General features: G+C 34.3%; 7 protein-coding genes. All 7 read left to right on the forward strand.

What is annotated here, in order from left to right:
• Positions 1–28 precede the first annotated feature (28 nt).
• On the forward strand, positions 29–1,480 hold the full coding sequence (locus BC781_RS13440; protein ID WP_158281473.1) for an exonuclease domain-containing protein: 1,452 nt from the start codon (positions 29–31) through the stop codon (positions 1,478–1,480).
• A gap of 211 nt (positions 1,481–1,691) precedes the next feature.
• Positions 1,692–3,374 carry a DUF6770 family protein gene (locus BC781_RS13450; RefSeq protein WP_146201690.1) on the forward strand — a complete coding sequence of 561 codons (1,683 nt, stop codon included), beginning with the start codon at positions 1,692–1,694 and terminating at the stop codon, positions 3,372–3,374.
• Between the two features lie 69 nt (positions 3,375–3,443).
• On the forward strand, positions 3,444–6,845 hold the full coding sequence (locus tag BC781_RS13455; protein WP_158281474.1) for a WD40 domain-containing protein: 3,402 nt from the start codon (positions 3,444–3,446) through the stop codon (positions 6,843–6,845).
• Positions 6,846–6,882: 37 nt separating this feature from the next.
• Complete coding sequence (locus BC781_RS13460; RefSeq protein ID WP_109618566.1) at positions 6,883–7,464, forward strand: hypothetical protein; 582 nt, start codon at positions 6,883–6,885, stop codon at positions 7,462–7,464.
• Positions 7,465–7,566: 102 nt separating this feature from the next.
• The gene (locus tag BC781_RS13465; RefSeq protein WP_158281475.1) at positions 7,567–9,090 is read left to right on the forward strand and encodes a DUF4384 domain-containing protein; all 1,524 of its coding nucleotides are present in this window, start codon (positions 7,567–7,569) and stop codon (positions 9,088–9,090) included.
• 191 nt (positions 9,091–9,281) lie between these two features.
• Complete coding sequence (locus BC781_RS13470; protein ID WP_109618570.1) at positions 9,282–10,619, forward strand: dihydroorotase; 1,338 nt, start codon at positions 9,282–9,284, stop codon at positions 10,617–10,619.
• Between the two features lie 188 nt (positions 10,620–10,807).
• Positions 10,808–12,106: a caspase family protein gene (locus BC781_RS13475; protein ID WP_109618572.1), complete on the forward strand. Its 1,299-nt coding sequence runs from the start codon at positions 10,808–10,810 to the stop codon at positions 12,104–12,106.
• The last annotated feature ends 140 nt before the right edge of the window (positions 12,107–12,246 follow it).

Raw genomic sequence — 12,246 nt, forward strand, 5'->3', positions numbered from 1 at the left:
AAGTAATCAGTTCCTTAAATTTTTGTTGTTGAGTAGAAGGATTGGCTATTCTGCTTTTCCTACCCTATTTTTGTGTTTTATTGAAGAAGAAAAAATTTGTGAGGTGAAATACGCTGTAGTAGATTTAGAAACGACAGGAGGTAATACAAGTGAAGGTAAAATCACTGAAATTGCAATATATATTCATGATGGAGAAAAGATCATTGATGAGTTTAATAGTCTCATAAACCCTGAAAAGGATATACCTCCTTTCATTACATCACTTACAGGTATAAGTAATAAAATGGTGGCCGATGCTCCTAAGTTTTATGAGGTAGCCAAAGAAATTGTAGAAAAAACTAAAGATTGTCTGATTGTAGCTCACAACAGTGACTTTGATTATAATTTCTTGAAGCATGAATTTAAAAGTTTGGGCTATACGTATAGGAGAGATTCACTTTGCACAGTAGAATTGTCTAGAATATTGATTCCAGGTAAAGAGTCATATAGTTTAGGGAAGCTTTGTAAGGATTTAGGTATTGAAATAAATGGTAGACACAGAGCTGCTGGAGATGCTAGAGCAACTGTGAATTTACTTGAAATGATGTTAGATCATCCAGATTGGATGGATGTTTCAAATGAAAATCTTACGTTTGATACATATCATAAAAGTATTCATAAACAACTGCCTAAAGAAATTATTGATGATTTACCAGAGGAAACTGGAGTATATTATTTCTTCAATAAGAAAAATGAATTAATCTATATTGGTAAGAGTAAGAATATTCGTAAAAGAATAATGCAACACCTGTCTGATAGGACGACTAATCGAGCGATTAAAAAAGCTAGAGAAGTATCAAATATAAGTTTTGAGCTTACAGGTAGTGAGCTAGTTGCGCTGCTTTATGAATCTGCCGAGATAAAAAAACATAAACCTATATATAATGTAGCTCAAAGAAGAACTAAAATGTTCTTTGGCATTTTCCAAGATATGGATGAGCATGGCTACGTGACATTTTATATAGAAGCACTTAATGAAAATAGTGCAGACCCTGTCACTACGACATTCTCTAAGAAAGAAGCTGAGCGTATTTTAGAAAGAATGATGGAAAGGTATAAGCTTTGCCAAAAGCTTTGTGGGTTCCAAAAAACTGATTCGGCCTGTTTTTCATATCACCTCAAAAATTGTAATGGAGCTTGTATTCAGAATGAACCTGTTGAGGTCTATAACAAAAGAGCTGAGAAAGCAATGCGTTACTTCAGTTATGGTATAGATAATATGCTTCTTCTAGATAAAGGTAGAAGTGATGGAGAGTTAGCTGTAATTCAAATTGAGAAAGGGGTATATAAAGGATTTGGGTTTGCAGACACATCTTTCAGGTCAAGTGTGGAAGAGTTGATTTCTCAAGTAAAACCTTTTCAAGATAATAAGGATGTAAACAAGATTATAAGGGGATTTTTAAGAAAGAAAAAGAATAACCTAGAAAGAGTACGATACTAAATTTGAATTAGGATTATTCCTTTATTAAAATGGATTCTATACTAAAATGAATGCTCTTTTATAATACTTGTAAATTGTTTTTGTAATTTTGCCACTAGGAATTTTTATATTCCTAGTGGCTATTTTTTTATTTTTCGACTGAATAACTGTCGATTTTTTAAATAAAAGAATAAAATAAAACCAATTATACTTTTTATATAAACTAAAAGATATGATAAGATCTTTATCTCTGATACTGATACTTTTGAGTATGAGCATTCTTAGCTACGCGCAAGAAGTGTTTCACTCGAAAGAAGGCTTAGTTACAACCAAAGTGCAACAAATGCAAGCTATTCAAGACGAAGAGGGGCAGGTTAGTGAGGTTTTTTATACGGCAAAGTCTGGTAATTTACTGACAATTGTTCGCCTAAGTAATGAAGGTGAAGAAATCAAAGAGTTTAGTGTAGACCTTTCAAAAGGAGTAGATTTCACACAAACTAGAGCCAATTTTAATGCAGATTACCAATTAGATCAAATTGTTTTTAATGGTGAGGCATTTGCGCTAATGGTTTCTACTAACCAAACTAAAGTTTTACTTTCTTATGATTTAGAAGGGGAACTTTTAGGAGTTAAACCTATTAGGTTGGATTACAAAAGAAATTCTACATCTAAACTAGTTGAAGGCTGGAATCATGTTAAACTAGTTGCTTCAAGTTATGATCAGTCATTTGTAGCTGTTTTTGAAAATACTGTTGACCACAGGACTTTTGAAGTAGTCAAAATTGGTAATGATTTAGAGCCAAAGTGGGAAAATCCATTCAAAGTAGAAATTGAAAATGGCTTCAAGTATAATGAAGCTTTATCAGTGGAGGTTTTCTACGACCGTATCTTTTTTATCAACTTCTCAAAAAAGACAGTTAATTCAAGAGTTGCTGATCCTAAGCTATATAGTTTAGACAGTGAATCGGGTGAGGTGCTATTTAAGTTTCCTCTTGTGAACGAAAATACAACGTTATTCCCAAGTAAAATTCATATAGATACAGAAGAGAACATTGTTCTGTCGGGGGATTATTATTCTGGAACGAAGATACGTAAAATGGCTTCAGATGGTGTATTCTTAATGAAGCTTGATCCAACGGGTTCTCCAATTGTGATCAATAAAGATTCTTGGGCAAAAGATATTCAAAAGCAAATGAAACAAGCTAAATCGTTTCAAATTGCTAAAATCAAACCTTTCTTCCATGATATTACAGTAAAAGAGGATGGCGGATATCAAGTAATTGCTGAAACATTCTTTACTGAAGGAGCAAAGAGAACTGCAGCGTTTTTAGGTAGCCTAGCTGAAGTTGCAGGAGCTGTAACAGGTGTAGATTTGTTGGAAGATGTTGGAAGTCTTGTAAATACTACTGCTCAATTATTATCGATTAATCCGAATGCGAAAGTCATAGGTTATCCTGTAATGGAAGATGAGGCTCCTAGAACTATTAAAGTGAAAGACCTATTGGTTTTTGATTATGATGATCAAGGAAATCTTCTTGAAGTAAGATTGATTAAAAAGCCAAAGACATCAATTCAGTCTTATTATTACGGTTATCAAGGACTCAAATTAGCGAAGCTAATTGATGAGTATGGTTATTTTGATTACCAATTCTTTATGGGGAGTGGAGACGAAAGAAAGTTAGTCTATTACAAAGATGATGAAGCTAGTGCCGTGCTAGGCATCGCATCTGTAACGACTGGTGAAGAAATTAAAAATCAGAATATAATTCTTGGAGGAGTAGCTGAGAAGGCTCAAAAAGGTCAAGTAGGTTTTGTGAAATTTGACGATGAAAATGTTCTTTATTTTCACTTTTATGTTGAAAATAATTCAACTAAACTTGACATTTTTAAACAGTCAACTGTCATAGAACTATAATGAAATTCATCTCCCTGTTTATGTATAAAATTAGGGAGATGATTTTTTCTGTATTATCCAATGCTGGAAATGAAAATACTAAAGCCTATTTATCAAGGTATATTTTTACTTTTTATACCTATTATTTCTGTTTTTGCTCAGTCTAAACCAACTACGGTATTAGAATTAGGGCACTCTAAAGCAATCAATGATGTCGCATTTAGTAACAAAGGCGATTTGATAGCGACAGTGAGTGATGATAAAACCATTAAAATATGGGATTTACTCAGTGGGAAAGAAGTCAAAACTTTATATGGTCATAAGGAAGATATTTCTTCCATCTATTTTTCATATAATGACAAATACCTGTTAAGTGGTAGTGGTTATAAAGAAAAGCTCATTCATATTTGGGATGTAGAAAAAGGAAACATAATACGTACGATTTCGAACTGTTTAGGTAAAGTACATCGTATCGTTTATGATGGTGCTAGAGAGCAAATAATCACTGCTGAAGGTGATTTTAAGCAAAATGCTGTACGAGTTTATGATTTTCTGACAGGTGACAAGAAAGCCGAGTATTTCTACAATACACCAAAGGCATCTAACTATCAAAGTATTCAAAGTTTGGAAATAGCTCCTGTAAGAGGTTTACTAATTACGGGTTCGACAAAAGACAAAAAATCTAACCTAAAAATTTATAATTACCCTGAAGTTCAGAAACCTATTTGGGAAGTGAATCCTAAGTCGGTAGCGGATATTGCTTACAGTTCAAATAGAAATTTACTAGTAGCTGTAGGTCACGAAATACATCTTTATGATTCTTATGAAAAGACACTTTTGAAGTCTTTTATAGGAAGTGGAAATGCTGTGGCTTTAGCAGATAATGGAGCATTTTTTATCGTCGCAAAAAATAAAGAAGCCTACCTTTATAATATTGAAGGAGATGAAAAATCACCTGTTGTAAGCTTTAAAAACGGACATAAAAAGAAAATTAATAAAGTAGCGCTTTCTCCAGATGCAAATTTTTTGGTGACCGTTTCAGAAGATAATCAGTTAATTTTGTGGGATGTGAAGTCCGGACAAATTATTCCAGCATTCCAATCAAAACCAGCCGTAATTGGAACAGCCTTAGGATTCGATCCAGAGACTCAATCATTGACAGTTGGAACAGCCTCTGCCGGTTTAGAGAAAGTGAATTTAGTAGCTGTAAATACCGCTAAGTCTAAAATAGATTTAGGGAAATTGAGAAGAAACGATGCGATTGAAAACCTTTCTTACCCAAGTGCAGGAAAGAACTTACTTTTAATGAATACCCTCAAAGGAACTAAAGTAAAAGTTTTAGATCCTAAGAGTAAAAGGTTGGTAGTTGAGTTGTCTGGAGGTGGGTATTTAAGAGATTCGAAATTTTCACCAGACAGAGCGTATTTAGCAAGTGGTTCTACAGACAATAAAGTAAAGGTTTGGAATAAGGATGGTGAATTGATTTACAATCTAGCAGGACATAGTTCTTTGGTAAAAGCCATTGCTTTTTCTCCCGATTCTAAGTTTTTGGTCAGTGCTGGAGCTGATAAGAAAGTTATTGTTTGGGATTTAGAAAAAGGTGAAAAACAGGTAGAGTTGGAGCAACAACATCAATTTGAAATAAACTCGCTTGTTATTGACCCACAAGCTCAATACTTAATATCGGTAAGTGGAAATCAAGGAAATGTAAAAGTAAGTAACTCTGTTGAGCTAGTTGTTTGGGATTGGAAAACAAAAACATTTCTTAAAAAATTAAGCGGTCATTCTAAAGCTATTAATCAAGTTAGCTTCAATAAAAAAGGAAATCTTTTTGCGACAGCTAGTTATGATAACACTATAATCCTTTGGGATAAAAATACATTGTCTCAGAAGTTTAAACTGGAAGGGCATACATCAGGAGTTACTTCTATTGTCTTTGGAGATAATGATCAAAAGTTATTTAGTGCAGCTGAAGATCGTCAGATTAAAGTTTGGGATACTCAAAAAGGACTTGAACTGGCTAATATTATCACTTTTAATAATGGTGATGATTATATCATCTCTACTCCAGACAATTATTATACGTGTTCAAGAGATGGTGTGAAATCGGTACATTTTACCGTAAATGATAAAATCTTTTTATTCGAGCAATTTGACCTAAGACTAAACAGACCAGATTTAGTAGCGAAACGTCTTGGAATGGCTGATGGAAGAGTGATTGAAGCTTTTAAAAATGCCTATTTGAAAAGACTTGATAAGATGGGCTTTACAGAAGAAATGTTAAGTAATGATTATCATGTTCCTTCTGTAGAAATCACAAATTTGAAAGACATTGAGGCGTTATCTACGACTGAATCAATTTCTTTGAAAATATCAGCAAAGGATGAAAAGTATAATTTAGATCGAATTAATATTTGGGTAAACGATGTACCACTCCAAGGGCGAGATGGTATATCAGTTCGAGCTGAGAATATCAAGGAGGTTGAAAAGTTAGTTCAAATACCATTATCTGATGGGAAAAATAAAATTCAGATTTCAGTATTGAATCAGAAAGGTGCAGAATCATTCAAGAAAACAATCTTCACAGCGTATAAAAAGCCAAACCTTAAACCAGATTTGTACGTAGTAAGTTTTGGTGTTTCAGAGTATAAGGACTCTGCAATGAACTTGAATTATGCAGCAAAAGATGCACAAGATATTGCAGATCTATTTTTGAGTCAAGAGAATGAATTTGGACAAGTTCATCGACTTACTTTTTTCAATGAAGCGTGTACAAAAGAAAATATGCTAAAAGTACATGAGCAATTGATGAATTCTAAAGTGGATGATCAAGTGGTTGTATTTTTTGCAGGACATGGAGTTCTTGATAGTAATTACGACTACTTTTTAGGTACACATGATATCACTTTTGACCTTAATCGAATGAAAGAAAAAGGTCTAGGTTACGAAGATTTTGAAAATATTTTAGATAAAATTCCTGCTCGTAAGCGTCTTATGATGATAGATGCGTGTCATTCTGGAGAAGTTGATGAAGATGAAATGGCAAGTCTCGATGTTGATTTGTCTGAATTAATACCAGATGCTGATGATCTTTCTGGAATGATAGCTTCAAGAGGTTTTGGTATGAAAAGATTGAATATGAATCTTGGAGACCAGTCTCTTTTAGGAAAAACAAGTTTCCAATTGATGCAAGAGCTATTCCCAGATTTGAATAAAGGAATAGGAGCTGTAGTCATAGGAGCAGCAGGAGGTTCAGAGTACGCATTGGAGAGAGGCGATATCTCAAATGGTGTCTTCACTTATTCTTTGAAAGAATGTTTCACCAATTTGAAGGGTGATACAAATAAGGATGGAGCAATTAGTATGTCAGAGCTTCGTCATTATGTTTTTAATAGAGTGAAAGAGCTAACAGGAGGGAAGCAAAACCCGACTACAAGAGCTGAAAACTTAGAATTTGATTATCCTCTGTTTAGGCAGAGTGTTGTAAAATAGAATAACAATTAATTTAAATAACTGAATATTTTTTATCATGAGAATTTCAAAATTACTTTTATTTGCTGTTGCCTTCATTATGGCTACTTTGTCAGCGCCTTCAGACTCATTTGCTCAGTCAAGAAAAAAAGCTAGAGGTGGTAAGAAAATGGATACTCCATTGAGCAATAACAAACACCGTACAAACAAAGATTTTTACAGAGCTGTTTCTTCTCACAAGTCTAAAAACCAAGAATTCGCTAAGAAAAACGCTATTAGAAAAGCAAAAGCAGAGATTGCTGCAATCATGGGAGCTGAAATCAAAAGAGTTTCAGAGGACTATGAAAAATCAGTAGTAACAGATGCTGGTGAGAGCTTAAACTTGATCTCAGAAAGCTTCACAAGAGAAGTTGTTGATCAAAGTATCAGTGGTGCTTACGTTTCTGACGAAGAAGTAAGAATCGACAAAGAGAGAGATCCAAAGACAAAAAAGAAAGTAATCATGTATACATACTATGTATGTGTAGAGTTGGATCGTAACCAAATGTTCGACAAAGTTTCTAAAGAAATGGAGAAGAACGTAGAAATGGATAGAGAGAAGTTCCGTGCGATCTTCGACAAAGAAGTTTCTGAGCAATAAAATTTGCTTTAGTCTATATAATTGCTCCAAGGCCAAAGTGAGAATTGGGCTTTGGGGCAATTTTCATATTTTTAAGTGCCATCAAAATCAGATGTGATGAAGATGAATCGATTTTTTATATTCTTAATCCTTTCTTATTGTATTACGAGCATTGCTTCTGCTCAAATTACACCTGATTGGGTAATTAATAAAGGAGAGAGTATTGAATATCCTGAGAGTCGTTTCTTGACAGGTTTCGGGATGAGTGTAAACTCAAAAGGAGAAGATCCTGAACAAGTAAAAGAGGCAGCATTGCAGTATGCAAAAACCTCCATGACTGAAAAGGTGAACGTAAAAGTACAATCAAACACGGTTATACATTCTCAGTCAAATGATATGGATTTCTCAGAGTCTGTAGATAGTTACGTAAACTCAAAATCTACGATAGAAGTACAAGGCATGAAGCAAGCCTTTTTCTATGATAAAAGAAAGAAAATCCAATACGCTTTCGTTTATGCCAATAAATCGAAAGTAATCGAATATTATCAGACCAAATTTGAAGAGGCTCAGGTAGAACAGAAGAATCTTTATCAAGAAGGTCTGAATTATGCTGACGGTGAGCAAAGAGAAAGAGCTGAAGATGCTTTTCTTCATGCCTCGAATATGCTTTCAGATATTTTGGAAATGGAAGGTATCCTTTATGGTTTGGGAACGCCTCCTGCTGAAAAAAAATATATTTCTCAACTGAAGCTACAAAAAGCACTTGATGATGTGATTAACAAGCCGATTCTGAATACTGATCAGCTTGCTCATTATCTAGCCTACTGTTTAAAAGGTCAGTACAAAGACCAAGTTTTGAATAATGTAGTTATTTCGCCTCTCACTTACCAAGACTCAGAAATGTCTAGTAAGTTTTCTAAGTTTTTCAAAACTGAATTGGAGGAAGAACTGATTTCAGTTGCTCAATGGTCTTTTGTACAGTTTACAAATTACACTCAGCAAATCAATAATTCAGATTACAAATATGCACTTCGTGGTACGTATTGGGTAAAAGAAAATGAAGTTAAATTCAATGTATTTATCCAAGAAATACGAAGTGGGGAAAAAATCTGTTCAATCTCAAAGTCTATACCTAAATCTGTAATTGAATCTGCAGGATTGCAATACACTCCTACTGACTTCAAGCAGAAGCAGAAAGAGATGGAGGCCTTTAAGAATTCTGAGTTTGCAGCAAATGGTATTCAGCTAGATACTTGGACGAATAGAGGTAAAGATGATTTGATTTTCTCAAACGGCGAGATGATGAAGCTTTATGTAAAAGTAAATGTACCTTGCCATATTCGTGTGGTTTATCACTTGGCTGATGGACAACGTGTTCATTTCTTCGATGAATATATCAACTCAGCTAATGCTGGAGAAGTATATGAACTGCCATATGAATTTGAGTGTCAAGAACCATTTGGGGTAGAAATGCTTCAAGTAAATGCTCAAGAAAAACCTTTTGAACCTTTGGCTACTCGTGAAGAGTATGGTTATAACTTTATTACTGACGACTTGGAAACTATTGTTGTGAAGTCCAGAGGTTTTGGAGTTAAAAAGAAAGTATTTAAAGCAGAAAAAAGATTGGTTATTACTACAATGCAATAATCACTTCATCTCTGTTTCCTAAAAAGCTCGTTAAGAATCAGTCTTAATGAGCTTTTTTATTTTCAGAAAGAAAATAACAGAGATGATAATAATTGAATTTATTAGTTTACATTTTTTATAAAAGAAGGTTTCTATTTCTTTCTTCTGGGTGTATCTTCGCAAAAATTCTAGTTGAACTTAAAGTGTATCAAATGAAATCTATTCTGATAAAGAACGCAAGCGTCGTGAACGAAGGAACGATTGAAGTGAAAGACGTTTTTGTGGTAGATGGCTTCATCAATCAAATAGGGCAAGATCTTTCTCCAGAAAATGTAGAGCAAACAATTGATGGTACTGGGAAGTACCTTTTACCAGGAGTAATTGATGATCAAGTACACTTCAGAGAGCCAGGACTAACTCACAAAGCACACATTGCATCAGAGGCAAAAGCAGCTGTAGCAGGTGGTGTAACTTCGTTTATGGAGATGCCTAATACAAAGCCTCCAACAACTACTATTGAAAAACTAGAAGAGAAATTTACAATTGCAGCCAATACTTCTTTGGCAAACTATTCTTTCTTCTTTGGTGCTACAAATGACAATATCGATGAGGTGTTGAAAGTAGACAAAGAAAATGTTTGTGGAGTAAAAGTATTCATGGGGTCATCTACTGGTAATATGCTGGTAGATAATGAAAAAACTTTGAGTGAATTATTCTCTAAATGTAAGATGATTATTGCATCTCACTGTGAGGATGATCCAATGATTAAAGAGAATCAAGACAAGTATGTAGAAGAGTTTGGAGAAGATATTCCAATCAAATATCATCCAAAAATTCGTTCAGAAGAAGCATGTTATTCATCTTCTTCAAAAGCTGTGGCTTTAGCGAAGAAACATGGTGCTCGTTTGCATATTCTGCATATCTCTACAGCGAAAGAACTAGAGCTTTTTGATAATAATATTCCATTGTCAGAAAAGAAGATTACTTCTGAAGCTTGTGTACACCATATGTGGTTTAATGATAAGGACTACGAAACAAAAGGTACACTAATCAAATGGAATCCTGCAGTAAAAACTGCTGAAGATGGAAAAGCAATTCTAGAAGCTGTTATCGACGATAGAATTGATGTGATTGCAACTGATCATGCGCCTCACACTTTAGAAGAAAAGGATAATGTATATACTAAAGCTCCTTCAGGAGGTCCTTTGGTTCAACACAGCCTTCAAGTAATGTTTGAATTCTACAAGCAAGGCAAAATCTCATTGGAGAAAATGGTTGAGAAGATGTCTCATAACCCTGCTATTCTTTTTGAAGTTGAGAAAAGAGGATATATTCGTGAAGGATATTGGGCAGATTTAGTGTTGTTTGATCCGAATGCGAGCCAAACAGTTGCAAAAGATAATATCTTGTACCAGTGTGGTTGGTCTCCATTTGAAGGAACAACATTTAGTGGTAAAGTATCACATACTATTGTTTCAGGTCACCTAGCTTATGCCGATGGTGAATTTGATGAATCTGTAAAAGGGAAAAGATTGAAATTTGATCGTTAATTTCATCAAGAAAATATAAATCAAGAAGGCAAGCCAAAATGTGGTTTGCCTTTTTTTGTTTTATGTTGAAATAGTAGTTTTTGGAGAAGTATTGGTGGAAGTCAGCTATATAAAGAGGAAGTTTTGTCTTTCTTCTTTATATAGCTGTCTAGAACTGAGAGAACCATTATTAATCCAATCATCACTACATGAAGCTATTCGCTCAATTAGCACTTTTATTAACCCTAAGTGTGTGTGTATCTAGTTGTGCTACAGTCTTCAAAGGAAGATATGCCACAAAACGTATAACGATCTCATCAGACCCAGCTCCAGCAAAAGTTTATATAGATGGGATTTATGTCGGAGAAACTCCTTTAAAGGCAAGAGTAAGTCAGAGAGAAGAACATGAACTTTTGTTCAAAAGGGAAGGATACTACCCCGTCAAATACTTCTTGAAAAGAAAACCACAACTTTCGTATTTATTGTTTAATCTAGTTACCTATGGAGTAGGCATTCCCTTAGATTTTGCAACAGGAGCCATTTACACTCCAGATCATAAATATATTCGAGTAGCAATGCTCGAGAAGAAGAAAGAAGATGAAATAGATATTCCTGAAAAACAGAAAAACCTAGTAGCAACAATTGAAACTGAAAATCTAAGTACTTCATCACCCGTGGTAGAAATGAAAAATATACCGCTTTCAGATGTCGATTTAAACATTCCTAAAGTCGGTAAACTAAATCAAGATGCTATAGCTGTAGTTATTGGAAATAAGGATTATAAAAATACAGATATTCCAAGTGTTGATTTCGCTTTAAAAGATGCCCAAACCGTAAAGAAATATCTAACAAATACATTAGGCTTTAGTGAGGGGAATATTATTTATCTTGAAAATGCTACGCAAGCTCAGTTCAATGCTGTTTTTGGAAGCAAGGAAGATCATCAAGGAAAGTTATTTAATTATATCAAGCCAAATAAGTCCGATGTATTTGTATTTTACAGTGGTCATGGTGCTCCAGATATAGAAACAAAGTCAGGGTACTTTATTCCTGTAGACTGTGATCCTACTCTCGTGAAATTTGGAGGATATTCTCAAGATGTGATGTTCGATAACCTTTCGAAGTTGCCTTATAGAAACTTAACTGTCGTTTTGGATGCCTGTTTTAGTGGAGTTTCTTCTGCTGGTCCGCTAGTGGTTGAGGCCTCACCAGTTTTTATCCGATCGGGGAATAAGATTTTTCATGATGAAAATGCTATGGTATTTACTTCTTCATCTAACACCCAGGTTTCATCTTGGTATCCAGAAAAAGGACATTCTATGTTTACCTATTACTTTTTAAAAGGAATTCAAGGAGAGGCTGATTCGAATCAAGACCGTCAGGTGTCTTTAAGTGAATTAGAAAATTATATACAAGAAGAAGTTTCCTACAGAGCTAGACGATTGTATAATCGTTGGCAAACACCACAAGTAACAGGTGATTTTGAAAAGATATTTTCTTCGTATTAGAAGCCATTGTGATATTTAAAGTTTTCTAGATAATCTAAATGTAAGGTAAGTGACTCGCTTACCTTTTTTTGCATCTTTAGTAAAGATGTACTCAATTCAAGATTCAGTGTTTTTAAAGACTTGTCATTTTAGTTGAAATT

This window comes from Sediminitomix flava, assembly GCF_003149185.1.
In the GTDB taxonomy this organism is placed as follows: Bacteria; Bacteroidota; Bacteroidia; order Cytophagales; family Flammeovirgaceae; genus Sediminitomix; species Sediminitomix flava.

What these genes read in the sequence shown, in the direction of transcription:
- BC781_RS13470 (WP_109618570.1), top strand. Translation starts at nt 9,282, where the DNA reads ATGAAATCTATTCTGATAAAGAACGCAAGCGTCGTGAACGAAGGAACG.
- BC781_RS13450 (WP_146201690.1), top strand. Translation starts at nt 1,692, where the DNA reads ATGATAAGATCTTTATCTCTGATACTGATACTTTTGAGTATGAGCATT.
- BC781_RS13460 (WP_109618566.1), top strand. Translation starts at nt 6,883, where the DNA reads ATGAGAATTTCAAAATTACTTTTATTTGCTGTTGCCTTCATTATGGCT.
- BC781_RS13465 (WP_158281475.1), top strand. Translation starts at nt 7,567, where the DNA reads ATGAATCGATTTTTTATATTCTTAATCCTTTCTTATTGTATTACGAGC.
- BC781_RS13455 (WP_158281474.1), top strand. Translation starts at nt 3,444, where the DNA reads ATGAAAATACTAAAGCCTATTTATCAAGGTATATTTTTACTTTTTATA.
- BC781_RS13475 (WP_109618572.1), top strand. Translation starts at nt 10,808, where the DNA reads ATGAAGCTATTCGCTCAATTAGCACTTTTATTAACCCTAAGTGTGTGT.